Origin of the sequence: Bradyrhizobium sp. DOA1, assembly GCF_001593325.1 — a bacterium.
In the GTDB taxonomy this organism is placed as follows: Bacteria; Pseudomonadota; Alphaproteobacteria; order Rhizobiales; family Xanthobacteraceae; genus Bradyrhizobium.
On record NZ_JXJM01000001.1, the window covers coordinates 4,281,273 to 4,306,777 of the forward strand.

Annotated in this window: 19 protein-coding genes; 8 read left to right on the forward strand and 11 right to left on the reverse strand. The window is 66.2% G+C overall.

Annotated features, from left to right (window positions below; genetic code table 11):
• The 3 genes from SE91_RS20185 to SE91_RS20195 all read left to right on the forward strand — a co-directional run.
• A partial coding sequence (locus SE91_RS20185; protein ID WP_061848834.1) for a quinone oxidoreductase family protein occupies window positions 1-712 on the forward strand: 712 nt, incomplete at its 5' end.
• A 251-nt stretch (window positions 713-963) separates the two neighbouring features.
• Window positions 964-2,334: a cation-efflux pump gene (locus SE91_RS20190; RefSeq protein ID WP_061848835.1), complete on the forward strand. Its 1,371-nt coding sequence runs from the start codon at window positions 964-966 to the stop codon at window positions 2,332-2,334.
• A gap of 211 nt (window positions 2,335-2,545) precedes the next feature.
• Window positions 2,546-4,876, forward strand: coding sequence for a PAS domain-containing sensor histidine kinase (locus SE91_RS20195; protein ID WP_061848836.1), 2,331 nt, complete (start codon window positions 2,546-2,548; stop codon window positions 4,874-4,876).
• A gap of 180 nt (window positions 4,877-5,056) precedes the next feature.
• Here the strand turns inward: SE91_RS20195 and SE91_RS20200 are convergent, their stop codons facing one another.
• Window positions 5,057-5,950 (reverse strand): LysR family transcriptional regulator, encoded by an 894-nt coding sequence (locus SE91_RS20200; RefSeq protein ID WP_060735584.1) that lies wholly within the window; start codon window positions 5,948-5,950, stop codon window positions 5,057-5,059.
• A 222-nt stretch (window positions 5,951-6,172) separates the two neighbouring features.
• Here SE91_RS20200 and SE91_RS20205 point away from each other — a divergent pair, with 222 nt between their 5' ends.
• From SE91_RS20205 to SE91_RS20225, 5 genes are read left to right on the forward strand one after another with little or no spacing between them, the layout of a single operon-like run.
• Window positions 6,173-6,661, forward strand: a complete 489-nt coding sequence (locus SE91_RS20205; protein WP_061848837.1) for a formate dehydrogenase subunit gamma — start codon at window positions 6,173-6,175, stop codon at window positions 6,659-6,661.
• Window positions 6,658-8,214, forward strand: coding sequence for a formate dehydrogenase beta subunit (locus tag SE91_RS20210; protein ID WP_061848838.1), 1,557 nt, complete (start codon window positions 6,658-6,660; stop codon window positions 8,212-8,214). Before SE91_RS20205 ends, SE91_RS20210 begins: the two co-directional genes overlap by 4 nt.
• 10 nt (window positions 8,215-8,224) lie before the next feature.
• Window positions 8,225-11,098, forward strand: coding sequence for a formate dehydrogenase subunit alpha (gene fdhF / locus SE91_RS20215; RefSeq protein WP_061848839.1), 2,874 nt, complete (start codon window positions 8,225-8,227; stop codon window positions 11,096-11,098).
• Between the two features lie 4 nt (window positions 11,099-11,102).
• The gene (fdhD, locus tag SE91_RS20220; protein ID WP_061848840.1) at window positions 11,103-11,930 is read left to right on the forward strand and encodes a formate dehydrogenase accessory sulfurtransferase FdhD; all 828 of its coding nucleotides are present in this window, start codon (window positions 11,103-11,105) and stop codon (window positions 11,928-11,930) included.
• Window positions 11,920-12,153 carry a formate dehydrogenase subunit delta gene (locus SE91_RS20225; protein WP_061848841.1) on the forward strand — a complete coding sequence of 78 codons (234 nt, stop codon included), beginning with the start codon at window positions 11,920-11,922 and terminating at the stop codon, window positions 12,151-12,153. Before fdhD ends, SE91_RS20225 begins: the two co-directional genes overlap by 11 nt.
• Here the strand turns inward: SE91_RS20225 and SE91_RS20230 are convergent.
• The 10 genes from SE91_RS20230 to SE91_RS20275 form a co-directional block, all read right to left on the reverse strand.
• Window positions 12,110-15,097 (reverse strand): bifunctional [glutamine synthetase] adenylyltransferase/[glutamine synthetase]-adenylyl-L-tyrosine phosphorylase, encoded by a 2,988-nt coding sequence (locus tag SE91_RS20230; RefSeq protein WP_061848842.1) that lies wholly within the window; start codon window positions 15,095-15,097, stop codon window positions 12,110-12,112. The genes SE91_RS20225 and SE91_RS20230 overlap by 44 nt on opposite strands.
• Entirely contained in the window at window positions 15,094-16,554 is a 1,461-nt protein-coding gene (locus tag SE91_RS20235; RefSeq protein WP_061848843.1) for a sensor histidine kinase, read from the reverse strand. The genes SE91_RS20230 and SE91_RS20235 overlap by 4 nt, the downstream gene beginning before the upstream one ends.
• Window positions 16,538-17,218, reverse strand: a complete 681-nt coding sequence (locus SE91_RS20240; RefSeq protein WP_008553803.1) for a response regulator transcription factor — start codon at window positions 17,216-17,218, stop codon at window positions 16,538-16,540. The genes SE91_RS20235 and SE91_RS20240 overlap by 17 nt, the downstream gene beginning before the upstream one ends.
• Window positions 17,219-17,492: 274 nt before the next feature.
• The gene (locus tag SE91_RS20245) at window positions 17,493-19,070 is read right to left on the reverse strand and encodes a Do family serine endopeptidase (protein ID WP_061848844.1); all 1,578 of its coding nucleotides are present in this window, start codon (window positions 19,068-19,070) and stop codon (window positions 17,493-17,495) included.
• 293 nt (window positions 19,071-19,363) lie between these two features.
• Window positions 19,364-19,846 carry a cytochrome c-type biogenesis protein gene (locus SE91_RS20250; protein ID WP_061848845.1) on the reverse strand — a complete coding sequence of 161 codons (483 nt, stop codon included), beginning with the start codon at window positions 19,844-19,846 and terminating at the stop codon, window positions 19,364-19,366.
• A gap of 4 nt (window positions 19,847-19,850) precedes the next feature.
• Window positions 19,851-21,833 (reverse strand): heme lyase CcmF/NrfE family subunit, encoded by a 1,983-nt coding sequence (locus SE91_RS20255; RefSeq protein WP_061848846.1) that lies wholly within the window; start codon window positions 21,831-21,833, stop codon window positions 19,851-19,853.
• Window positions 21,830-22,339 carry a cytochrome c maturation protein CcmE gene (gene ccmE / locus SE91_RS20260; RefSeq protein ID WP_008553789.1) on the reverse strand — a complete coding sequence of 170 codons (510 nt, stop codon included), beginning with the start codon at window positions 22,337-22,339 and terminating at the stop codon, window positions 21,830-21,832. Before ccmE ends, SE91_RS20255 begins: the two co-directional genes overlap by 4 nt.
• 37 nt (window positions 22,340-22,376) lie before the next feature.
• Window positions 22,377-23,477 (reverse strand): c-type cytochrome biogenesis protein CcmI, encoded by a 1,101-nt coding sequence (gene ccmI / locus SE91_RS20265; protein WP_061851221.1) that lies wholly within the window; start codon window positions 23,475-23,477, stop codon window positions 22,377-22,379.
• 131 nt (window positions 23,478-23,608) lie between these two features.
• Window positions 23,609-23,878: a hypothetical protein gene (locus SE91_RS20270; RefSeq protein WP_060735580.1), complete on the reverse strand. Its 270-nt coding sequence runs from the start codon at window positions 23,876-23,878 to the stop codon at window positions 23,609-23,611.
• A gap of 96 nt (window positions 23,879-23,974) precedes the next feature.
• Window positions 23,975-25,378: a hypothetical protein gene (locus SE91_RS20275; protein WP_061848847.1), complete on the reverse strand. Its 1,404-nt coding sequence runs from the start codon at window positions 25,376-25,378 to the stop codon at window positions 23,975-23,977.
• Between the last annotated feature and the right edge of the window lie 127 nt (window positions 25,379-25,505).

Sequence of the window (25,505 nt, forward strand, 5' to 3'; positions counted from 1 at the left end):
CGCCGCCTTCGCCGAGTACACGCTGGCTGATCACGGCCGGCTGTTCCACGCGCCCTCGAACATGAATTTCGAGGAGGCCGCCACCCTGCCCGTCGCGCTCGCGACCATGCACAATGCTGTCGTCACCGTCGGCGGCGTGCAGCCGGGACAAAGCGTGCTGATCCAGGGCGCCAGTTCCGGCGTCGGCCTGATGGCGATGCAGATCGCGAGGCTCAAGGGCGCAAAGCTCGTGATCGGCTCGTCGACCGACGCCACTCGCCGCGGCCGGCTGAAAGAATACGGCGCCGATCTCGCCGTCGACAGCTCCGATCCGAAATGGGTCGACGACGTCCTGAAGGCAACGAACGGCGAAGGCGTGGATCTCATCGTCGACCAGGTCTCAGGCAAGGTCGCGAGCCAGAACCTCGCCGCGACCAAGGTGAAGGGCCGCATCGTCAATGTCGGCCGGCTCGGCGGCACCCATGCCGACTTCAACTTCGACCTGCACGCCGCGCGCCGCATCGACTATGTCGGCGTCACCTTCCGCACCCGCACCATCGAGGAGGTCCGCGAGATCTTCGAGGAGGTCCGCAAGGACATCTGGGGCGCGGTGGAATCGCGCAAATTGCAACTGCCGATCGACAAGGTTTATCCGTTCGACCAGATCGACCAGGCGTTCGAGCACATGGAGGCGAACAAGCATCTGGGGAAGATCGTGGTGACGGTGCCGTAGGCGGCGCTCCGCGTCCAAATACCCCCGATCTTGGAGGGTGGGCAAACCGAAGCGTGCCCACCATAGGCGGCGGATCAGGAGACACCTGCTGGTGGGCACGGCGCTACGCGCCTTTGCCCACCCTACGAGACCGAGCCAGCGGCAGCATTCAATTCAGAAGCATTCGCAATAGCTTCGCTCCTGCAACTCACTTGCGACTACAGCTGTGGATCGTCGCTTGATGTTCACCCATGGGCTGCTAAATCCCCGCCATGACTTCCCAGCACAACAAGACCTCGGTCGCCGCGATCTCGATCTTCGCCAGCGGCGGCATGGCGGCGGCCAAGTTCGTGGTCGGGATCGCGATCGGCTCGCTGGCGCTGATCTCCGAGGCCCTGCATTCCGCGATCGACCTGGTTGCGACCATCATCACCTGGGCGGTGGTGCGGGTGTCCGACAAGCCGGCCGACGAGGAGCACCATTACGGCCACGGCAAGCTCGAGAGCGTTTCCGCGCTGGGGGTCACCGCCCTGCTCTACGTGCTCGCCGGCGGCATCCTGGTCGAGGCCTATAGCCGGCTCAGCGAGGGAAGCCCGCCGCCGACGATCTCGGCGGTGCCCTTCGTGGTGCTGGTGATCGACATCGCGGTAAACCTTTGGCGCGCCCGCGCGCTGCATCGCGCCGCGCGCGCGACGCGGAGCCAAGCGCTGGCGGCCGATGCGCTGCATTTCGCTTCCGACGTCATGGGCTCCTGCGCGGTGATCGTCGGTCTGATCCTCGCCGGGCTCGGCTTCTGGTGGGGCGACGCGGCCGCCGCCGCCGCCGTCGCCGTGATGATCGCGGCGCTCGGCCTGCGCATGGCCGGCTCGACCGTGCAGACCCTGGTCGACCGCGCGCCGGAGGGCGCCCATGAGAAGGCCACGGCCGCGATCCGCAGTGTGCCCGGGGTGATCGACGTCGAGCGGCTGCGCGTGCGCATGGTCGGGGCGACCACGTTCATCGACACCATTGCGAAGGTGCCGCGGACCTATCCGATCGACCGCGTCGAGGAGATCAAGCATGCGGCCGAGCTTGCCGTCAGCAAGACATTTGGCGACGCCGACCTCACCTTCACGGCCGTTCCCGTTGCGCGCAACAACGAGACCGTGCGCGACCGCATCATGGTGATCGCGCGCAATTCCGGCCTCGCCATCCACCACGTCACGGTGCACGATCTCGGTGCCAAGCTGATCGTCAGCATCGACCTCGAGGTCGACGGCGAGATGCGGCTCGATTCGGCCCACGACGTCGCCAACACGCTGGAGCGCAACATCAAGGAGGAGTTCGAGGACGTCGAGGTCGACGTCCATATCGAGCCGCTGGAACCGGAACTGCCGTTCGGCATCGACGCTCCGGCGGAACGCGTGCAGATCATCGCCGCTGCGCTCGCCGAATTTGCCGGCGAGGGCGAGATCCACGACATCCATAATGTGCGCGTCCGCAATACCGACGCCGGCGAGATCGTCAATTTCCATTGCCGCGCCGCGCCGTCGATGAGCGTGATCAAGGTGCACGAGCAAGTCGACGCGATCGAACGCGCGTTGCGCCGCGCGTTCCCGAGCGTGAAGCGCGTCATCAGCCACGCCGAGCCGCCGCGTGCGTGACCGGGCGCGTCCTGGAGTCACGTTCTCGTTTCGGACTCCTCACGCCCGTGAGTTTGCGGACGCGCGCTGCACAAACTGCGCATTGGATAAGAATAATTTCGCGTTAACGATTCGTTGACTCTCGACAGCCCGCGAAAACTGGATTCAAATCGATGTGATTCGAAAGCGACGTGGGGCTGCTTTCGAAACTCGTTTTCAGGGGGCCGAAGGCATGTCGCGTGCAGACGCCGCGAACGCGTGCGTCCAATCCGATTCGATCAAAGGATTGGCGCAATCGATCGCGAAACCTGCCTATCACCGGCTACTGATCGCGGAGCCGGCGCTGCGCCGCGCGGTGCCGACGCTCATCATCGCGTTCCTGATCACGATCTGCCTCGGCGCGTTCGTGCAGGTCGTCGACCAGACGCGTCAGAAGCGCATGGTGATCCGGCACGACATCTCGGCGCTCGCCGACCTGCTCGCCGAACGGATCGACCGCCTCACCTCCGTGCGACAGGAGCGGCTCAAGACCATCGAGAGCCTGCCGACGCTGCTGCCCGATCTCATTCCGTCCTGGGGCACCGCCTCGGGCCGCCACGTCATCGTCACCTCGGCCGGCATCGACCGCCGGATCCTCGCCCGCGTCCCGATCGACAACGACCCCGTCGGCAACGACCGCCTGCTCGATGCGATCACGACGGCGCAACTGGTCGCGGCGCCGCCGCGCGACGCCAACGTCTCCGACATGACACTGCCGAACGGCAACGCCGCAATGGCGACCTCGCGCCAGATCAAGTCGCTGCCCGGCTTCATCACCGTGATCCAGGAGCGCAACGAGCCGATCTGGGGCTCGGACGCCGCGCTCTCGGTGACCTTGTCGGCGACGACCGGCTTCGTCGTCCTGATCCTGGGCTTCGCCTTCCACTGGCAGTCGACCCGCGCCCGCGAAGGCGACCTCATCAACGACGCCGTGCGCGGCCGCATCGACACCGCGCTCAACCGCGGCCGCTGCGGCCTGTGGGACTGGGACCTGTCCCGCGGCCGGATCTTCTGGTCGCAGTCGATGTTCTCGATGCTCGGCCTCGACGGCCGCAACGAGCTCCTCACCTTCGGCGAGGTCAACGCGCTGGTGAAATCCGACGACATCGATCTGTTCGAGATCGCCGACCAGCTCATCTCCGAGAAGATCGACCACATCGACCAGACCTTCCGCATGCAGCATGTCGACGGCCACTGGATCTGGCTGCGCGTCCGCTGCGAGAAGACCCGTGGTGCCACTGATTCCAGCGTGCACCTGATCGGCATCGCGGTCGACATCACCGAGCAGAAGAGCCTCGCCGAGAAGACGGTGGAAGCCGATCTTCGCCTGCGCGACGCGATCGAGACCATTCCGGAAGCCTTCGTGCTGTGGGACGCCAGCGACCGCCTCGTCCTCTGCAACTCGCACTTCCAGCGCCTGCACAAGCTGCCGGACACCGCCGTGATCCCCGGCACCTCCTACGAGACCGTGCTCGAGGTCGGCCGCATGCCCGAGGTGCGCACGCGCCACAACGAGACCGCGGCCCAGGGCCCCGGCGCGCGCACCTTCGAGGCACAGCTCGACGACGGCAGCTGGCTGCACATCAGCGAGCGGCGCACCAAGGACGGCGGCTACGTCTCGGTCGGCACCGACATCACGCGCATCAAGGAGCACGAGCAGAAGCTGGTCGACAACGATCTGCGCCTGCGCGCCACCGTGATCGACCTCAAGCGCTCGCAGGCCGCGCTGGAGCGCCAGGCGGTCGAGCTCGCCGACCTCGCCGAAAAGTACCAGCGCGAGAAGACCCGCGCCGAGGAAGCCAACCAGACCAAGTCGAAATTCCTCGCCAATATGAGCCACGAGCTGCGCACGCCGCTCAACGCCATCATCGGCTTCTCCGAGATCATGGGCTCGGGCATGTTCGGCGAGCTCGGCAGCGAGAAGTACCAGGAATACTGCCAGGACATCCTGACCAGCGGCCATTACCTGCTCGAGGTCATCAACGACATCCTCGACATGTCCAAGATCGAGGCCGGCCGCATGAAGCTTGACCTGGAAGAGCTGGATCTGTCCCGGACGCTGGCGGAATCCTTGCGAGTCGTTACCGGACGGGCGCAGGACAAGCACTTGACGCTGGATGCCGACATCGCCAAACCCATCGCCGTTGTCGCCGACCGCCGCGCCACCAAGCAGATCATCGTCAACCTGCTCTCCAACGCGGTGAAGTTCACGCCCGACGGCGGCCGCGTCGTGGTGCGCAGCCGGCAGCTCGACGACAAGATCGTGCTGATGATCGCCGACACCGGCATCGGTATCGCGCCGCATTCGCTGGCGCGGCTCGGCCGCCCGTTCGAGCAGGTCGAGAGCCAGCTCACCAAGACCTATCACGGCTCGGGCCTCGGCCTCGCCATCGCCCGCTCGCTGGCGCAGCTCCACGGCGGCTCGATGCGTCTGCGCTCCAAGCTCGAAGTCGGAACGGTGGTGCGCGTGACGCTGCCGCGCGACGCGGTAAAGGCGGCGGCCGGGATACCGGCGGCGGCCTAGGACGAAGCTCACCTGCGGCCATCCTTCGAGACGCCCGCTGCGCGGGCTCCTCAGGATGAGGACCGAGTAAGCAGCAACTGCTTCAGCGAACACGGATATGACGGAGCCTCATCCTGAGGAGCGCTCCAACGGAGCGCGTCTCGAAGGACGAGGCGCTTGCTCAGGCCCTGCCGCTCTAGCCTACAGCTGCAGCGTCGGCGCCACTTCGCGCGCGACATTGACCAGCGCCGCGATCAGGGGCGTCATGGGATCGCGCTGCGGGATCACGAGGCCGATGCTGTAATTGACCTCGGGATCGACGATCGGGATCGAGCGCACCGTATCGGACAGGCCGAGCGTTTCGGCGAGCTTGGCCGGCATCACGCTCGCCCAGCGCCCGGTCTTGACGTGCGTGAACAGCACCAGCAGCGAGTTCGAGGTCAGCGTCGGTGTCGCCTCCGCGCCGACCGAGCGCAGCGCGCGGTCGATGATGCGGCGGTTCTGCATGTCGGGCGTCAGCAGGCACAGCGGCACCTGCCCGACCTCGGTCCAGGTCACCGTCTCGCGATCGCCGAACATCCCATCCGGCGCGGTCAGCAGGCGGTAGCTCTCGTTGTAGAGCGGGATGGTGCGCACCTTGCCGATCGGCTCGTTCTCGATATAGGTCAGCCCCGCATCGACCTCGAGATTTTCGAGCAGCCCGAGCACCTCTGATGAGGTTGTCGAGCGGATGCTGAAACGCACATCGGGATGCCGGGCGCGGAACGGCGTCGTCAGCGCGGCAACCATGCCGAGCACGGTCGGGATCGCCGCGATGCGGATCTCGCCGGAGAGCTGATGCTTCAGCCCGTTGATCTCGTCGCGCATCGCGCGGGCATCGCCCACGATCCGCCGCGCCCAGTCGAGCGCACGCTCGCCTTCCGGCGTAAAACCCTGGAAGCGGGAGCCGCGCTGGACCAGCATCACGCCGAGGATCTCCTCGAGCTGCTTGAGCCCGGTCGACATCGTCGGCTGCGTCACGCCGCAGGCCTCCGCCGCGCGTCCGAAATGCCGCTCCTTCGCCAGCGCCAGCAATAATTCAAGCTTGTCGATCAACCGGTCGTCCCCTCGCACTCCATCGTGGCGTGCACGCTAGCACGCCCGCCTCCGGCCAACACCTGAAAACACCGGGCCAAAGCCTCATTATTGCATTCTCAAATCGTCTCATCGGACTTGCAGATCAATATGAATTCGCAATCGCAGCACGGGACAGCTTTATTGATCTTCGAATGATTCCAAATAGTTTGAGGCAAGGAACGCTCAAGTTGAGAACGAAGAATGACAGCCACCTACGAGTCTCGTTACGAGCCTTGGGACGAAGCGCGCGGTGCCGAAATCATCGCCGAACACGCACAGCAGGAAGGCGCAACGCTCGTCATCCTGCATGCGCTTCAGGAGGCGTTCGGCTACGTGCCGGAGGCCGCCATTCCCATGGTGGCGCAGGCGCTCAATCTGTCCCGCGCCGAAGTGCACGGCGTCTTCACGTTCTATCATGACTTCAGGCACAAGCCGGCCGGCCGCCACGTGCTGAAGCTCTGCCGCGCGGAAGCCTGTCAGGCTGCGGGCGGTGACGCGCTGGCGGCGCGCGCCGAGGCCAAGCTCGGCGTCACGCTCGGCAACACCACGGCGGACGATCGCGTCACGCTGGAGCCGATTTACTGCCTCGGCCTGTGCGCGACCGCGCCGTCCGCGATGCTCGACGGCCGCCTGATTGGCCGGCTCGATCAGAAGCGCCTCGATGCGCTGGTTGCGGAGGCGCAGCGATGAGCATGCGTGTATTCGTTTCACGCGATGCAGGTGCGGTGGCCGTCGGCGCCGACGAGGTCGCGCTGGCGCTGGAGCAGGCTGCTGCCAAGCGCGGCGTATCCGTCGAGATCGTCAGGACCGGCTCGCGCGGCCTATACTGGCTGGAGCCGCTGGTCGAGGTCGCAACGCCGCAGGGCCGGATCGCCTTCGGGCCCGTCACCGAGGCGGACGTGCCCTCGCTGCTCGATGCGCTCGCCAGCAACACGCCGCATCTGTTGCGGCTGGGCGCGACCGACGAAATCCCCTGGCTGAAGCGCCAGACCCGCCTCACCTTCGCCCGCTGCGGCGTGATCGATCCGCGCTCGCTCGACGACTACCGCGCCCATGGCGGCTACAAGGGCCTGGAGCGCGCCCTGTCGCTCGGCTCGGATGCGACCCTTAGCGAAGTCACGGCATCGGGCCTGCGCGGCCGCGGCGGCGCGGGCTTCCCGACCGGCATCAAGTGGAAGACGGTCACGCAAGCCAAGGCCGACCGCAAGTTCATCGTCTGCAACGCCGACGAGGGCGACAGCGGCACCTTCGCCGACCGCATGATCATGGAGGGCGATCCCTTCCTGGTGATCGAGGGCATGACGATCGCCGGCCTCACCGTCGGCGCGACCAAAGGCTACATCTACATCCGCAGCGAATATCCGCACGCCGTCGAGGCGATGAACGCCGCGATCGCAGCGGCCAGGCGCGGCGGCTATCTCGGCAGCAATATCGGCGGCTCGAAGCAGGGGTTTGATCTCGAGGTGCGCGTCGGCGCCGGCGCCTATATCTGCGGCGAGGAGACCTCGCTGCTGGAGAGCCTCGAAGGCCGCCGCGGCATCGTGCGCGCCAAGCCGCCGCTGCCCGCCCATCACGGCCTGTTCGGTAAGCCGACCGTCATCAACAACGTGCTGTCGTTCGCGGCCGTTCCCTTCATTCTCGCCGAGGGCGCCAAGGCCTATGCCGATTTCGGCATGGGCCGATCCCGCGGCACGATGCCGATCCAGCTCGCCGGCAACATCCGCTACGGCGGCCTGTTCGAGACCGCGTTCGGCGTGACGCTGGGCGAACTCGTCGACGACATCGGCGGCGGCACGTTCACCGGCCGCCCGGTTCGCGCCGTGCAGGTCGGCGGGCCGCTCGGCGCCTATTTCCCCCGCGCCCTGTTCGACACGCCGTTCGACTACGAGGCCTTCGCGGCGCGCGACGGCCTGATCGGCCATGGCGGCATCGTCGTGTTCGACGACAGCGTCGACATGCGCAAGCAGGCACGCTTCGCGATGGAGTTCTGCGCCGTCGAATCCTGCGGCAAGTGCACGCCGTGCCGGATCGGCTCGACCCGCGGCGTCGAGACCATCGAGAAGATCATCAACGGCGAGCGCGTCCATGAAAATCTCGCGCTCGTGGAAGACCTCTGCAACACCATGAAATTCGGCTCGCTCTGTGCGCTCGGCGGCTTCACGCCCTACCCCGTGCTCAGTGCATTGAGGCACTTCCGGGAGGACTTCGTGCCGACGCCGACCACGCTTCAGGCCGCGGAATAGGAGAACGACGATGTCTCTGATCGAAGAAATCGACTACGGCACGCCGGCCTCCAAATCGGAAACGATGGTGACGCTGATCATCGACGGCAACACGGTCACGGTGCCCGAGGGCACCTCGATCATGCGGGCCGCGATGGACGCGGGCCACCAGATTCCAAAGCTGTGCGCCACCGACATGGTCGACGCATTCGGCTCCTGCCGGCTCTGCTTGGTCGAGATCGAGGGCCGCGCCGGTACGCCGGCGTCCTGCACCACGCCTGTGATGAACGGCCTCGTCGTCCACACCCAGACCGAGCGGCTCAAGAAGCTGCGCAAGGGTGTGATGGAGCTCTACATCTCCGACCATCCGCTCGACTGCCTCACCTGCGGCGCCAATGGCGATTGCGAATTGCAAGACATGGCCGGCGCGGTGGGCCTGCGCGACGTGCGCTACGGCTATGAAGGCGAGAACCACGTCTTCGCCAAATCCCACGGCTGCGACAACGACCACTGGATGCCGAAGGACGAGTCCAACCCGTACTTCACCTACGATCCCTCCAAGTGCATCGTCTGCTTGCGCTGCGTCCGCGCCTGCGAGGAGGTGCAAGGCACCTTCGCGCTCACGATCTCGGGCCGCGGCTTCGACAGTCGGGTCTCGCCCGGCATGAGCGAGAGCTTCCTCGGCTCCGAATGCGTCTCCTGCGGCGCCTGCGTGCAGGCCTGCCCGACCGCGACGCTGACGGAGAAGTCGGTGATCGAGATCGGCCAGCCTGAGCACTCCGTCGTCACCACCTGCGCGTATTGCGGCGTCGGCTGCGCCTTCAAGGCCGAGATGCGCGGCGAGGAAGTGGTGCGCATGGTGCCCTACAAGGATGGCAAGGCCAATCGCGGCCATTCCTGCGTCAAGGGCCGTTTCGCCTGGGGTTACACCAACCACAAGGAACGCATTCTCAAGCCGATGATCCGCGAGCGGATCGAGGATCCCTGGAAGGAAGTGTCCTGGGACGAAGCGTTCTCGTTTGCCGCCGCCAGGATGCGCGGCATCCAGAAGAAGTACGGCCGCGACGCCATCGGCGGCATCACCTCGTCCCGCTGCACCAACGAGGAGACCTATCTGGTGCAGAAGCTGATCCGCGCCGGCTTCGGCAACAACAATGTCGACACCTGCGCCCGCGTCTGCCACTCCCCGACCGGCTATGGCCTCGCCACCACCTTCGGCACCTCCGCCGGCACGCAGGATTTCGACTCGGTGGAGGACACCGATGTCGTGGTCGTCATCGGCGCCAATCCCGCTTCGGCCCACCCTGTGTTCGCCTCTCGCCTGAAGAAGCGGCTGCGCCAGGGCGCCAAGCTGATCGTGATCGATCCGCGCCGCACCGAGATGGTGGAATCGCCGCATGTGAAGGCGCTGCACCTGCCCCTGATGCCCGGCACTAACGTCGCGGTCATGACCGCGATCGCGCATGTCATCGTCACCGAGGGTCTCGTCAACGAAGCCTTCGTGCGCGAGCGCTGCGACTGGAGCGAGTTCGAGGAATGGGCGGCCTTCGTCGCTCAACCCAACAACAGCCCGGAAGCCACCGCCATCCTCACCGGCGTCAACCCGAACGATCTGCGCGAGGCGGCCCGCATCTACGCCACCGGCGGCAATGGCGCGATCTATTACGGCCTCGGTGTCACCGAGCACAGCCAGGGCTCGACCACCGTGATCGCGATCGCCAATCTCGCGATGGCCACGGGCAATATCGGCCGGCCCGGCGTCGGTGTGAATCCGCTGCGCGGCCAGAATAACGTGCAGGGCTCCTGCGACATGGGCTCGTTCCCACACGAGCTGCCGGGCTACCGTCACATCTCCGGCGATGCCGTGCGCGACCAATTCGAGGCGCTGTGGAACGTCAAGCTCAACCCCGAGCCCGGCCTGCGCATCCCGAACATGTTCGATGCCGCGGTCGACGGTACCTTCATGGGTATCTACGTGCAGGGCGAGGACATCCTGCAGTCCGACCCCAACACCAGCCACGTCGTGGCGGCACTGTCGGCGATGGAATGCGTCATCGTTCATGATCTCTTCCTGAACGAGACCGCGAACTATGCTCACGTCTTCCTGCCCGGCTCGAGCTTCCTGGAGAAGGACGGCACCTTCACAAATGCCGAGCGCCGCATCCAGCGCGTGCGCAAGGTGATGACGCCGAAGAACGGCATGGCCGACTGGGAGGTCACCATCGGCCTTGCCAAGGCGATGGGTTTCGAGATGAACTACAGCCACCCCTCCGAGATCATGGACGAGATCGCGGCGCTGACGCCGACCTTCGCCGGCGTCTCCTATGCCAAGCTCGACGAGCTCGGCTCGGTGCAGTGGCCCTGCAACGACAAAGCGCCCGAGGGCACGCCGGTGATGCATATCGACGGCTTCGTCCGCGGCAAGGGCAAGTTCGTCGTCACCGAATATGTCGCGACCGACGAGCGCACGGGCCCGCGCTATCCGCTGCTGCTCACCACGGGCCGCATCCTCAGCCAGTACAATGTCGGCGCGCAGACAAGGCGCACCGACAACGTGGTCTGGCATGCGGAGGACCGGCTGGAGATCCACCCGCACGATGCCGAGCAGCGCGGCGTGCGCGATGGCGACTGGGTCCGCCTGAAGAGCCGCGCCGGCGAGACCACGCTGCGCGCCGAGATCACCGACCGCGTCGCGCCCGGCGTCGTCTACACCACCTTCCACCATCCGGACACGCAGGCCAACGTCATCACGACCGACTATTCGGACTGGGCCACCAACTGCCCGGAATACAAGGTGACGGCGGTGCAGGTCTCGCCCTCGAACGGTCCGTCGGACTGGCAGAAGGCCTATGACGCACAGGCGCGGCAGTCCCGCCGCATCGTGCCGGCCGAAGCCGCGGAGTAACGGCATGCACGTCCCCGTCCAGGCCATCGACCGCAAGAGCTGGCGCGACGGTGCCGCGTCGGAAGGCGCGCGGCTGATCCCGGAGGAGACGCCGCTGGCGCTGACCTACAATGGCGGCACTTACGCCGTCATGATGGGGACGCCGCAGAACCTGGAAGACTTCGCGGTCGGCTTCAGCGTGAGCGAGGGCATCGTCAAATCCGTCGACGACATCCGCTCGCTCGAAATGGTCCGCCTCGACGACGGCATCGAGCTTCGCATGTGGCTCGCCTCGGACGATGCCGCGCGCATCAGCGAGCGTCGCCGCCACGTCGCAGGCCCGACCGGTTGCGGCATCTGCGGCGTCGAGTCCATTGCCCAGGCGGTGCGGCCCGCGGCGGTCGTGCCGCAGGGACAGACCTTCACGCCAAACGAGATCATGGCGGCGATGCAGGCCATCGCGCCGCTGCAATCGATCAATTTGCAGACGCGCGCCGTTCACGCCGCCGCGTTCTGGTCTACTACCGGCAACATCGTCGCACTGCGCGAGGATGTCGGCCGCCACAATGCGCTGGACAAGCTCGCCGGGGCGCTGGCGCGCAGCCGCACGGATGCACGCGGCGGCATGGTGCTGCTGACGAGCCGCGTCTCGGTGGAGATGGTGCAAAAGACGGCCGCGATCGGCGCCCCCGTGATGGTCGCCGTATCAGCGCCGACCGCGCTCGCGGTGCGGACGGCGGAAGCCGCCGGCATCACGCTGATCGCCATTGCCCGCCAGGACGGGTTCGAGGTGTTCTCGCATGGTGACCGTATCGTCGGCCGCCATGCCACGGAGGTTGCCGATGTCGCCTGACCGCCTGATCTACATGGCCAACCAGATCGGCAGATTCTTCCAGAGCCAGGGCCATGACAAGGCCGTGCCGGGAATTGCCGAGCACATCAAGAAGTTCTGGGACCCCCGGATGAAGCGCGCGATCTTCGCCCATCTCGATGCAGGCGGCGCCGGCCTCACGCCCGATGTCCGCGAGGCCCTCACCGCGCTGAAGCAGACGACGTCCCTTCCAGCAGCGCCGTGAAGACGCGACGCACCTCGCTCTGCGTCTCCTTCACCCGCGCTTCCAGCGAGGAGAAATCCGGCGCATCGCCGGCCCGCGCCATCACGCGTTGGAGATCGGTGCCGGCGGTTTCCGGCTTGAAGCGATCGCTGACGCAGAGTCGCAGGATCTGCGTCAGGTCGTGATAGAGGCGCGCGGCGGCGCGCAAGATCTCGGTCTCGGATTGCGGGAGCACGCCAAGCCTGCATGCGTTCTCCAGCACCTGCATGGTGCTGACGTCGAGGATCTCCGGCTTGTCGTGAGCGTGCACGAGCTGGAGATATTGCGCGATGAAGTCGATATCGACCATGCCGCCGGCGGCATGCTTGATGTCCCAGCAATCGGCCTCGCCCTTCTCCTGGGCGATGGCGCGCCGCATGTCGGCGACGTCATTGGCAGTGATGGCGGGATCACGGCGGCGGGTCAGGACGTCGCGGATGACGCGCTCGATCCGTTCCCGGAATTCGGGCGATGCCGACACTACGCGGGCGCGCGTCAGGGCCATGTGCTCCCAGGTCCAAGCCTCGTTGGCCTGGTAGTCCGCGAACGAGACGAGGCTCGAAGCCACGGGACCGGCACGGCCCGACGGGCGCAGCCGCATGTCGATCTCGTAGAGCACGCCGTAATTGGTGCGCGTGGTGAAAGCGCTAATCAGGCGCTGGGTGAAGCGGGCGAAATAGTGGGCGCCTTGCAGCGATTTCGGCCCGTCGGAGTCCGGATTGTCGCTGTCGAAATCGTAGAGCAGGATCAGGTCGAGATCGGATGAGGCCGTCATCTCGCGGCTGCCAAGCCGGCCCATTGCGATGATCGCGGTCTCCTGCCCCTTGATGCGGCCATGCTGGGCGGCGAAGCGGTCGGCGACGAGACCATGCACGGTGTGGACGATGCCTTCTGCGACATCGGCGAAGGCCGTGCTCGCCTGTTGCGCCGAGACGGTGCCGGACAGGATGCGGGTGCCGATCAGAAACAGGCTCTCCTGCCCGAACAGGCGCAGGCGATCCAGGAACTCTTCGTATGAGCCGGCATCCTGTACGGTCGCAGCCAACCGTCCCGACAATTCCTGCCTGTCCGGCATGGCGCCGAAGAAGCGCGGATCAATCAGGCCGTCCATCAGCTGCGGCTGGCGCGCCAGCATCTCGCCGAGCCGCGGCGCCGCACCCAGCACAAGCGCCACCAGCGCAACAAGGTCGCGATTCTGGCCGAGCAGCGTGATCAGCCGGCCGCCGCGCTGGAGCGCTCCGAGAAATTGATCGAACGCCACCACCGCACGATCCGGCTCCTCGGCATGCGCGAGACCGTCGATCAGGGCCGGCACGAACTCGACGAAGGCGCTTCGCGTCGCCTCATTGCGGAACACGCGATAATCGCCGGTGATCCAATCGCGCACGGTCTGCGCGACCGCGGCAGGCTTCTTGAAGCCGAGCGCGGCAATGTGCTGGAGCAGGCGCGGATCGTCTGGACCCGCACTGTAATCGAGCGCCGGCAATTTGGCCGTCCCGGTCGGATCGTCGCCCTCGAACAGCTTTTCGTAGTGGCCCTGCACGATCCCGAGTTGGCGCAACAGGTCGCGCGCAAAAGCCTCGCGATCGGGGTAGCCGAAGAACCAGGCGAAACGCTCGACCGCCTCCTTGTCCTCGGGCAGCGTATGGGTCTGCTCGTCGGCAATCATCTGGAGACGATGCTCGACCCGGCGCAGGAATCCGTAGGCTGTGGCCAGTTCGTCCCGCGCGGCAGAGGTGATCCAGTTGCTGGAGGCGAGCACGTCGAGGGCTTCGAGCGTCGGCCGCACCCGCAATTCCGGATGGCGGCCGCCGGCGATCAATTGCTGAGTCTGCGCGAAGAACTCGATCTCGCGGATGCCGCCGCGGCCGACCTTAACGTTGTGGCCTTCGACGGCGACCTCGCTCTGGCCGCGATAGGTCTGCATCTGCCGCTTCATGTCGTGCACGTCGGCGAGTGCGGCGAAGTCGAGATGCTTGCGCCAGACGAACGGCGCGATCTCGGCCAGCAATGCCTCGCCCGCTTTGGGATCCCCGGCGCAGGCGCGCGCCTTGATCATGGCAGCGCGCTCCCAGGTACGCCCTTCCCGCTCATAATAATTCAGCGCGGCGTCGCGGGAGATCGCCACCTGTGTCGAGGACGGATCTGGCCGCAGGCGCAGATCGACGCGGAAGACGTAACCGTCATAGGTGCGCTGCTGGAGGATGCGCGCCATTCCTTGCGTCACGCGCACGAAGAACGGCTGCGGTTCGATATCGGGCGCGAGTGTCGTCGCCTCGGGGTCGAAGAACACGATGAGATCGATGTCGCTGGAATAGTTCAGCTCGCCCGCGCCCATCTTGCCCATCGCGAGCACGATCAGCCCACAGCCGATCTCGGGCGCTTCTGGATCGGGCGGTGAGAGCTTGCCGCGTGCGGCTTCCTGCCGCAGCAGGTACTGGAGCGCCGCCTGGACCGAGAACACCGCGACGTCGGTCAGTGCCGCCGTCACCCGCATGACCGGCCAGACGCCGCCGATGTCACACAGCGCGGTCAGGAGCGCAGCCTCCGCCTTCATGCGGCGAAGCAGTCGCATCACCTCGGCTTCGTCAGGCGCCGCGAGCACGGCGCCCCTCGCCTCCGCCATCAAGCCTGCCAGATGCGCATCCGGATCGCATTCGAGCAACCGGATCAGGCGCAGGGGATCGGCGCGCACCAGCTCGAACAGATAGGGCGAGAATTCCGCAATGCCGGTCAGAATATCCCGCGCGAAGGGACGAACCAGCAGCGATTCGAGACGGGCCGACTGCGCCGGCTCGAGTTCGGCCAGCCAATTCGAAAAACGAGTCTCGTCGGTTGTGGAAGCGGCAACACAGGGAGCTTCCGCGAAGCGTGCGGCGAGGCTCTCACCATGCTTGTCCGCGTTTCCCGGCGCGGAGTGGTTCATGCCACCTTCTGTGGCACATCCGGTATTGGCGGAGCAACCCTGTCGCCGGCGCCCGCGCGCGCCGGCAGGACGAGCGTGGCGACGAGGCCGGGATGCGCATCGCCCAGGCGCAATTCGCCGCCGTGCAATGTCGCAACCGCCGAGGCGAGGCTGAGGCCGAGGCCGGAGCCCGGCAGCGTCCGGCTGGCTTCCAGCCGCACGAATCGCTCGACCACATGCTTGCGATCCGCTTCCGGGATGCCCGGGCCACGATCGGTGACGCTCAGCAGCACCTGGTCGCCGTCGCGCTTCGCCTCGATCGTGATCTGCCTCGCGTCCATGCTGACCACGGTTCCCGCGGCCTGCGCCGCAGGCTTGCCATATTTGATCGCGTTCTCGACGAGATTGGCGAGCGCCTGACTGATCAACTCGCGGTTGGCGTGAACCGGCGTCGGCTCTGCTTTGACCTTTAGGGTCATGCCGTCGTCTTCGGCGAGCGGCTCGTAGAGCTCGTGGATGCCGTTCGCGACCTCGGCGGCGTCGAAGTCGTCCATGTTGCCGCGCGCCTGTCCGGACTCGGCGCGCGCGATCATCAGGAGCGCGTTGAAGGTGCGGATCAGCCCGTCGGATTCCTCGATGGTTCGCTCCAACGCGGCGCGGTAGTCCGCCTCGCAGCCGGATTTGGCGAGCGCTTCCTCGGCGCGGTTGCGCAGGCGCGTCAGCGGCGTCTTGAGGTCGTGCGCGATGTTGTCGGAGACTTCCTTCAGCCCCGCCATCAGCGCCTCGATCCGCTCCAGCATGGCATTGAGATTCTCGGCGAGACGGTCGAGCTCGTCGCCGCTGCGCCCCACGGGCAGGCGCTCGCTGAGATCACCGGACATGATCCTCTGCGTGGTGCCGGTCATCGCGTCGATGCGCCTTAGGACACGGCGCGCGACGAAGATGCCGCCGCCGAGGCCGAGCACCACGACGATCAGGACCGACCATTGCGCGGCCTTTGCCACGATGCCGAACAGCCGCCGCCGCTCGTCGAGATCGCGGCCGATCAGAAGGCGGAAGCCGTTCTCCAGCTCGGTGACGCGCACCAGCGCGCGATGATCGCGCTCGTCGGCATCCTCGATGCGACGATAGGCCGTCTCGGACCAGCCGCGCGTCGCCATCACGCCGGGCGCGAGCGAGCCGACATTGCCGGCGATCGCCTGTCCGGTCGGCGTGGTCACGAGGTAGAGGTTGGCACCCGGCCGCAGCGCCCGGTATTCGATCGCGAGCACGAGGCCGCGCAAGCCCCTGCGGCCGTAGATCTCACTGATCTCCGAGGTCTCGGCATTGACCGTCTGCGTGATTTCCTCGGTGATCAGGCGCCGCGTGTTCCAGGCGAAATACGCCAGCAGCGAGGCCGCGAACATCGCGAACAGCAGCAGATAGACCAGCGTCAGCCGGAACGCCGTGGTGCGGACGAGTTTACCGAATGCCGTCACGGATCATGTACCCCGCGCCGCGGATCGTGTGCAGCAGCGGGCGCTCGAAACCCTTGTCGATCTTGGAGCGTAGCCGCGAAATGTGCACGTCGATCACGTTGGTCTGCGGATCGAAATGATAATCCCAGACGTTCTCGAGCAGCATGGTGCGCGTCACCACCTGGCCGGCATGCTTCATGAGGTATTCGAGCAGGCGGAATTCGCGCGGCTGCAGCGTCAGCTCGTCCTTGCCGCGGGCCACGCGGTGGGAGAGACGGTCGAGCTCGAGATCGCCGACGCGGTAGAGCGTGTCCTCGGCGGGTCCGCCGCGGCGGCGCGACAGCACCTCGACGCGGGCGAGCAGCTCGGCGAAGGAATAGGGTTTCGGCAGGTAATCGTCACCGCCGGCGCGCAGGCCCTTGATGCGGTCGTCGACCTGACCGAGCGCGGAGAGAATCAGCACCGGCGTGCTGTTGTCCTTGTCACGCAGCGCGCCGATCAACGACAGGCCGTCGCGCTTGGGCAGCATGCGGTCGACCACCAGCACGTCGTATTCGCCGCTCTCGGCCATGGCGAGGCCTTCCTCGCCGTCGGCGGCGTGGTCGGCAATGTGCCCGACCTCACGAAACGCCTTCACGAGATAGTCGGCGGATTCGCGGTCGTCTTCGATAATGAGGAGGCGCATCGTGCGTTCGGCGGCAGTCAAGGGCGTGAACCTTCTCTAAACATGGCGCGGACGGCAATCGCATGCAAGCCGAGCGGGACCATCTCGGAGCGGGGAAAAGGCGGGCGGTGAGGCTGGGGGGACCTCACCGCCCTAGGCCTTCCGACGGAGGGGGGCGTAATTCCACCGGAAGGTAGACAGGGGAAGCGAGCGTTGCGCTGCTCCCCCGAAGGGCGCCACCGGCGGGGGCGACTGATGCCGGCGACACCCTTCATCTCGTAAGCCTCCTGACGCCTCAGCCCTTGGCGATGGGCACGGCGACGAAGCGCGACTGGCCGCCGCTCTTCACGCGCATCAGGATGCTGTTCTTGTTGTCGGTCCGCGCCGTGTTGATGGCGTCGCGGACTTCGCCGGCGGTGGCAACGCTCTTGCCGCCGACTTCGAGAATCACGTCGCCTTCCTTGAAGCCGCGTTCGGCCGCGGCGCTCTTCGGATCGACCTGGGTGACCACGACGCCTTCCTTGCCAGCACCGGCGACGGAATTGGCGGGCGCGACGGTCATGCCGAGCTTCGGCACATCGGTGCCGCGGCTCGCACCCTTGCCGCTGTCAGTGTCGGTGTCGGCCTTGGCCTCGACCGTGTTCGGCAGCTGGCCGAGCGTAAGGTTCACCACCTTGTCCTGGCCCTTGTGCAGCACGTTGAGCTTCACGGTGGCGCCGGGCGCCATGCCGCCGATGGTGCGCGCAAGCTCGCGGGCGTCCTTGACGGCTTCGCCGTTGACCGCGGTGATGACGTCGCCGGACTCGATGCCGGCCTTGGCCGCCGGACCGTTCGCCTGCGGCTCCGCCACCAGCGCGCCTTCGGCCTTCTTCATGCCGAGGCTGTCGGCGATGTCGGACGTGACGGGCTGGATCTGCACGCCGATCCAGCCGCGGCTGACCGAGCCCTTGTCCTTGAGCTGGGCGATCACGCTCTTGACGGTGTTGGCCGGAATCGAGAAGGCGATGCCGACGCTGCCGCCCGAGGGCGAGTAGATCGCGGTGTTGACGCCCATCACCTCGCCATTGGTGTCGAAGGCCGGGCCGCCGGAATTGCCCTTGTTCACGGGCGCGTCGATCTGGATGAAATCATCATAGGGGCCGTTGCCGATGTCGCGGCCGCTGGCCGAGACGATGCCCGCGGTCACGGTGCCGCCGAGACCGAAGGGATTGCCGACCGCGAGCACCCAATCGCCGATCCGCGGCTTGCTGTCGGCAAGCTTGGCGAACGGGAAGTTCGAGCTGCCCTCGACCTTGATCAAAGCGAGGTCGGTGCGTTGATCGGTGCCGATCACCTTGGCGGTATAGGTCTTGCCGTCGTCGGTGGTGACCTCGACCTTGTCGGCGCCGTCGACCACGTGGTTGTTGGTCACGGCATAGCCGTCGGCCGAGATGAAGAAGCCGGAGCCTTGGCCCTGCACGACGCGGCCACGACCGCCCTTCAGCCCGGGAATACCATCCGGCCCGCCGAAGCGGCGGAAGAAGCGCTCCATCGGCGAGCCCGGCTGGAACGGCGAGGACTGGTCATCGCCGTCATCGTTGCTCGCGGCCTTCTCCTTCATGTTGACCTTCACCGAGATCACCGACGGCTTCACGCGCTCGACGACATCAGCGAAACCGACCGGACGCTCGACCTTGCGGACCTCGTTGTTGACCTGCGCATGCGCCGGACTCGCGAACAGGTTGGCCGGCGAGGTCGAGGGGCTGAAGCCATAGACGGCCGCGCCGAGACCGGCGACGACCGAGGCCATCAGCGCGATCCTGCGTGCGGAGAACACCGACCGGCGCGGCTGCCGGTAGGACGGAAGGTTCGAGAGGTCGGGACGGTCGGTCATGTAGAGATCTCCAGGGCCTTGAAATTCTTTTGGCGCCGGATGGCGGCACCTTACGGACCTGAACATGGGGGCTCCCGCCTTACCGTGCGCTGGCGGCGGGGTTAAACTTTCGTAATGAAGCGGCAAGTGGATGCGGCAGTTTAGCGCAGTCAAAAAAGCGTTGCGCTCCAGGAACTTAGTCGAGTTCCCGTGACGCACGCCAGATCAGGTTTTTGGCGACGTCAGCTCGCCCTGACGCTGACGATGAACTCGTCGACTTCGCGCTTCCCGGCGGCCTACGTATCATTGCGTAGCTAGGACGACTTCGCGTCGTCCGACATCAAGGAAGCGAGTCGCGCTTTCTCTTCCGGCGAGAGCGGTGGAGCCGGTACGTCTGCACCGCTTCGCGCACGACGCCGGATTTGCAGCCATAACGCAAGGCCGCCGCCGATCAGCAGCACCGGTCCGAGCAGCCACAACAGCAGGTTCTGCCGCTCGAAGCGCGGCTTGAGCAGCACGAACTCGCCATAACGCGCGACCAGGAAGTCGAGCACCTGCGAATTGCTGTCGCCCGCCGCGATGCGCTCGCGCACCAGGAGCCTGAGATCGCGCGCCAGCGGCGCGTCGGAATCGTCGATCGACTGGTTCTGGCAGACCATGCAACGCAGCTCTCGCGACAATTCGCGCGCGCGCCCTTCCTTCACCGGATCCGACATGATCTCGTCGGGCTGCACAGCGAGCGCGGCAGGCGAGGCCAGCAGCAGCAGCGCCACGAACGCAGCCATCATCCGGCGCATCGGATCACTCCGCCGGCTGGAGGCGCTGCTTGGCGCGCGCCGGCTTCGGCGCGCCGACGCGCAGGCGCCGGTCGGACAACGACAGCACGCCGCCGAACGCCATCAGCACCGGCCCCCACCAGATCAAGAGCACCATCGGCTTGTAATAGATGCGCACGGCAATGGCGCCTTCGGCGGTGGCATCGCCGAGCGAGATATAGAGCTGGCTCGCGCCACGCGTCATCAGTGCCGCCTCGGTGGTGGAGGAGCCGCGCGTGGTGAAGCTGCGCTTGGACGGCGTCATGACGGTGACAGGCTCACCGTCGCGGCTGACGTTGAATTCCGCGATCATCTCGCGATAGTTCGGCCCCTGGCGCTGAAGCAAGCCGTCGAGCTTCACGTCGTAGCCTGCGATTTGAGCGACGTCGTTCTGCTTCATCGTCGCGATATGTTCGCTATTCCAGGTGGTCTCGCAAACGATCCCGATCAGCGCCACGCCGAGACCGGCATGTGCAAAGGCGGAGCCCCAGGCCGAGCGCGGCAGGCCGCGCGCCCGGTGCAGCACCGTTGCGAACGGCAGGCGGACCAGGCCAGTCCGCTCGGCGAGATCAGTGACGGCGCCGGCAATGACGAAGACGCCGAGCCCGATGGCGAGCGGCGCCAGCGCGCTGCCGCCCCGCACCCAGGCCCAAACGATGGCGACGACGACGAGCCCGGCAACGCCGGCTGCGAGCAGGCGCTGGGTGACGCCGAGCAGATCGCCGCGCTTCCACGCCAGCAGCGGCCCGAACGGCACGGCGAGCAGCAAGAGGGCGAACAGCGGGGCGAAGGTGAGATTGTAGAAGGGCGCACCGACCGACATCTTGAAATCGGCCAGCATCTCCATCGCCAGCGGATAGAGCGTGCCGAACAGCACGACGGCACAGGCAACCGTGAGCAGGAGATTATTCAGCACCAGCGCGCCCTCGCGCGAGATCGGCGCAAACAGGCCGCCCTGCTTCAACGACGTCGCGCGTCCCGCGAACAGCGCCAGGCTGCCGCCGATGAACAGGCAGAGGATCAGCAGGATGAACACGCCGCGGGTCGGATCAGTGGCGAAGGCGTGCACCGAGGTGATGACGCCCGAGCGCACCAGGAACGTGCCGAGCAGCGACAGCGAGAAGGTCAGGATCGACAGCAGGATGGTCCAGACCTTCAGCGCGTTGCGCTTCTCCATCACCAGCGCCGAATGCAACAGCGCGGTGCCGGCGAGCCACGGCATCAACGAGGCGTTCTCGACCGGATCCCAGAACCACCAGCCGCCCCAGCCGAGCTCGTAATAGGCCCAGTACGAGCCCATGGCGATGCCGAGCGTCAGGAAGATCCAGGCGACCAGTGTCCACGGCCGCACCCAGCGCGCCCAGGCCGCATCGATCCGTCCCTCCATCAGCGCCGCGATGGCGAAGGAGAATGAGATCGAGAAGCCGACATAGCCGAGATAGAGCATCGGCGGATGCACGGCGAGGCCGATGTCCTGAAGCACCGGATTGAGGTCGCGTCCTTCGATCGGTGGGTTGGCGATGCGCAGGAACGGGTTCGACGTCGCCAGGATGAACAGATAGAAGGCGCTGGCGACCCATGCCTGCACGGCGAGCACATGCGCACGCAGCGACAACGGCAGATTGTTGCCGTACGCCGCAACGAGGCCGCCGAACAGGGCAAGGATCAACACCCACAGCAGCATCGAGCCTTCATGGTTTCCCCAGACGCCGGTGATCTTGTAGAGCAGCGGCTTCATCGAGTGGGAATTCTCGTAGACATTGGCGACGGAGAAATCAGAGTTCACGTGCAGCATCACCAGCGCGGTGAACGAGGCGCCGACGAACAAGAGCTGCGCCAGCGCGGTGGAGCGCGCCACGTTCATCAGCGCAGGATCGCGCAGGCGCGCGCCGACCAGTGGCACGATCGACTGGATCAGTGCGAGACCGAGCGCCAGCACCAATGCGTAGTGTCCTGTTTCCGCAATCACCGCACCGCTCCCTGCGGATTGCCCTGCGCCGTCGCGGCTTGAGGCTTGCTGCCGCCGGAGGCTTTGGGATCGTAATCGTCCTTCCAGTGCCCCTGCTTCTTCAGGGCATCGGCGACGTCCTTGGGCATGTAGGTCTCGTCGTGCTTGGCGAGCACGGTGTCGGCCTTGAACACGCCGTTGGAGTCCAGTGCGCCCTCGGCGACGACACCCTGCCCTTCGCGGAACAGGTCGGGCAGGATGCCCTTGTAGGCGACCGGAAGCTTGGCGCTGCCGTCGGCGACCTCGAAGGTCACCATAAGATTGTCGCCGCGCTGGAGGGAGCCGGGCTGCACCAGGCCGCCAAGGCGAAACCGCTTGCCGGGCTCGACGTGCTTCTCGGCGACCATCGTCGGCGTCGAGAAGAACACGATGGAGTCGCGCAATGCGTTGAGCACCAGCGCGGCCGCGAGCGCGAGCACGGCGAGCGAGCCGCCGATGATGGTCATACGTCGCTGCTTGCGCGTCATGGCGTATCCGTTCTCCGCTCGCCTCGTCCCGACATCGTCATCCGTCGAGCCCGAGAGTTTTGAGGCCGTCGTTGAGCTGGCGCAAACGCTCGGCATTGCCAGCGACTGCCTGCCGGGCATCGGCCGATGCCCCGACGGCCTTGTCGCGCTCGCCCATCACGAGGTAGGCGCGCACGAGGCGCAGCCAGCCGTCGACATCGTCGCCGTTCTGCTTCAGCCGCGTGGCGAGGCGGTCGACCATGCCGCGCACCATCGCGTTGCGCTCGCCCTCGGCCATATCCTTGGACGCAGCGATCGTCTCGTCCGACAGCGCCGGCATCGTACTTCCGCCGACCCGCGCCAGCGACGATTGCACCAGAGCACGCCATGGCGCATCCGCCGGCGCCTTCGCAAGCAGCGCGCGCCAGATATTGGCCGCATCCTCCTTGCGTCCATCCTGCTCGGCGGCGAGCCCCAGGAAGTAGTTCGCCTTGGGATCGTCGGCGTCCAGCGCGCGCGCGCGCTCGAACTCGGTCTTGGCTTCAGCAGTCACGACGCCGCCGGCAGCGGCCGCAAGCGCTTCGCCGAGATCGGCCCGGCGCTCCGACGTCTCACCATTATAGGTCAGCGAGTTGCGATAGGCGCGCACCGCATCGTCGAAGCGGCCCAGCCGCTGCAGCACCGGCCCGAGCACGTTCCAGCCACGGCCGTCGGTCGGATTCTTTTCGAGATGCTGCTCGACCTGCGTGACCATATTCTCGAGCGTGTTGGACACCGGCCCGCGCTCGCGCTGCGCCAGCGGAAAGTCCTGAAGCCTGGGCGAGCCAAGCGGCATGTAGACGCCGATCGCAACCAGCGGCAGGCCGATCAGCGCCAGCACGGCTGCCGCTCGGCGCCATTTCAGGCTCGACTTCGGCTCCAACGCCGCCTCGCTGCCGGCCGCGGCAAGCAGCCTGCGGCTGATCTCGACGCGCGCGGCCTCGGCTTCAGGGGCGGCGATCAGGCCCGCACCGAGATCACGCTCGATCTCGGCCAGCTGGTCCTTATAGACCGCGACTTCGCTGCCTTGGTTTTGCGCGCGTCCGCTGCGGCCGAGCGGAAGGAGCACGGCGAAAATCGCCGCGACCGTCATCAGCGCGAACACGAACCATAGCGTCATCTGGCAAGCTTCCGGCGGCGCACGATCCGCGCCCATAGGTGGCTTTACACCACGGCTAGACGAGGCGGCAATTGACAATTGTCAATTCGGCGCGACCGCAGGCGGTCCCGAAACGGTGAAACTCCAACGGCTTAGCCGATCTCGAAGTCCGTGCTTTGCGCGGCGTCCTCGCCGTGCCCGTTGAAGGCCTTGAGGAAGTACGTCCCTGCCCGGATCGCCTCCGGCAATCTGATGCGCAGCGCGCCGACGGGAACCGGCGAGGCGACCCTGGTGACCGTCTCCGGCAACTGCCGACCGCTTGCCTTCTCGACCAGCACCACCTTTGCGCCAACCATTAGTCGTTGATATTTGGCAGTAATGACGCGGTTCTCGATTTCGATGGAGCTGATAACGGGTTTCATGCGCCCACAAATAGAAGTTCCCCGGACTTGCACGGGAACGTAGGGCTCGCCGACCGCACGGTCAACTTAAAATTGTGATCACGAAACGATGCGTTTCTATCCGCTTGCACGCGACGATTTGCGCTCGCCCGTGAGCGCGTTTTCTGCCGCACGGCTCATCAGCGAAGCGTAGTCGTCGCCGAACAGCACCTGGCAGAATCGGATCGCGGCCTGCACCTGCTGCTGCCGATAGGTGCGGACCTTGTGATCGGCGGCACGCAGCGCCTGCACCAGCTGCTCGGTCGAGCGTTCGACATATTGCTGAAGATCAGAATAGGTGCGCAGCGTCACCTCGTTGATCGCGAGCTCGCTCGCATAGTTGCGGCAGGTCGCGACGAAATCGATCAGCGCCACGGCTTCCTCGACCTCGGTGCTGTCGATCCGCGCCCCCGGAGGAATGTCCTTCTCGGGGCGCTGGCGCAGGATGCGGCGGACACGGCCGGGGACGCTGTCGATCTCGGATTGCAGCGCATTGGAGATGTCGGCCCGGATCGAAGTCAATTGCTTGCCCCAGGCAGAATCGTTGCGCAGGTCCAGCTCGGTGCGCAGGCCCCGCACACCGTCATGCAGTGTCTTGAGATTGTCGGCGACATTGTCGAAATGACCGCGCTTGATATCCATGCGCAGGATCGCGGCAACGCGGGACAAATCGTGCAGGGCGATGGTGACGGCGACACCGTAGGGCGTTGCCGCGACGCGGATCTCGTCGTCGGATGCGGCAATCTTGATGGCGAGGCGGATGATCTGCCACGGCGCGCTCATCCGCTGCACGACCATCGACAGTGCAAAGGGCAGCATCTGCGGCGTCTGGAGCACGGGAATGTTGAGCGCCGAGGTCACCGAGGCGATCTGGGAATCGCCGAAGGCGCGCAGGAAGCGCGGCAGCTTCTCGCTCAGGGCCGCGATGGCCTCGCGGACCTGGAGCACCGCACCGATCGAATAGAGGTCCTCGATCACGTTGGGCGGGCCGACACGGGCGAGCGCGCGCGACTTGTCGCCGCCGCCGGGTCCCGTCAGTTCGAAGATGGCGTCCGCAGCCACCGCCTGGAGCTTCGAGGCCAGGGCCTCGACCTGCCCTGCATTGTCCGCCGGCATGCGGGCCAGCGCCGCCTCGAATTCATTCACCTTTTCCGGCGCGCCGTCGCGGCCGAGCCATTGCCAGATCGGATGCAGCGAGGAGCGGCGGATCTGCCCGACCCTGACAGGGGCACCCGCCTCCACCAGGAACGGTTCCAGCACCTGAAACAGCAGCCGCGACAGATCGTCCGTGCGAGGTGGCGAGGCGTCGTCGGCTTCGCTCTTGCGGACGATCTTGCGTAGTTGCTCGAGCACGAGGGTTGCCACTGCCGTGTCCTGGCCACGCTCCAGCGCGCGCTCGAACTCCCGCATCAGCAGCGCCTGCGCCTGCGGCGGGAGCTGCGCGAGATATTCCCTCAGCCGCTCGATCGATGTCTGGCTCATGCGCCCGGGTAATGCATGGTAAAATGGCGGACCTGGGATGCGTCCGGGCGCGATCATAGGAGATCCCAACTTAAGAAGCCGTTTAGGAAGAGCCCCCGAATGCTCGCGGTTTCCGCTGGAGAGACGA